This window comes from Arthrobacter sp. JCM 19049, assembly GCF_001310435.1.
In genome coordinates this window covers 1-1,011 of the sequence record NZ_BAXF01000655.1, presented here as the reverse complement: position 1 = coordinate 1,011, position 1,011 = coordinate 1, and the positions used below count along the sequence as shown (strand labels likewise).

The following is a 1,011-nucleotide window of genomic DNA, read 5'->3' as shown; positions in this document are numbered from 1 at the left end:
ACCGAGGGCGTGCGCCTGCAGAAGGTGATGGCCAACGCCGGGGTCGCCTCCCGCCGCGCCTGCGAGGAAATGATCACCGAGGGCCGCGTTGAGGTCAACGGGGAACTAGTGGTCGAACTCGGTGCCCGGGTGAACCCGGAACGCGACGTGATCCACGTCGACGGGATGCGCGTGCAGGTGAACACCGCCCACAAGTACTACGTCTTCAACAAGCCCAAGCACGTGGTCTCCACCATGGAGGACCCGGAGGCCGCCGCACCATCAGCGACTACTTCAAGAACGAGCACACCAACCAGCGGCTCTACCATGTGGGCCGGCTGGACTACAAGACCGAGGGCCTGCTGATCCTGACCAACGACGGGGAGCTGGCCAACCGGCTGCAGCACCCGAAGTACGAGGTCCCCAAGACCTACCTGGTGCAGGTCGACGGCCCGCTGGCCAAGGGCGTGAGCAACAAGCTGCGCGAGGGCGTGAAGCTGGAGGACGGCTGGGCCTCGGTGGACGAGTTCCGCATCATCGACATGACCCCCACCCGGGTCATGGTCGAGGTCACCCTGCACTCCGGGCGCAACCGGATCGTGCGCCGGATGTTCGACGCGGTCGGCCACCCGGTGCAGCGCCTGGTGCGCGTGTCCATCGGCCCGATCCAGCTCGGGGACCAGAAGCAGGGCACCATCCGGCCGCTGGGCAAGCAGGAAGTTGGCCACCTGATGGCCATGGTCGGGCTCTAGGACGATTCGAGGCGTCCCACCGGCAGGCAGCGCCCGCCTGGCGGGACGCGCAGGCAGGATTGGACAAGCGGAACTAGGAACATGAATACTTCGCATCTCGCTGGCCCGGTGCTGGTGATCGGAACCGGGCTGCTGGGCACCAGCGTCGGGTTGGGGCTGCGCGCCAAGGGCGTGGGCGTCTACCTGCGCGACATTTCCCCCTCGGCCGCCGGGGTCGCCCAGGACATCGGCGCGGGCACCATCCTGCAGGCCGGGCAGCGCATCGCCCCGGAACTGGTGG

The 1,011-nt window shown here is 67.8% G+C and carries 1 pseudogene; it reads left to right on the top strand.

The features are described 5' to 3' along the window. Positions 1-731: pseudogene (locus JCM19049_RS15285) on the top strand (pseudouridine synthase); the annotation flags it as partial. Between the last annotated feature and the right edge of the window lie 280 nt (positions 732-1,011).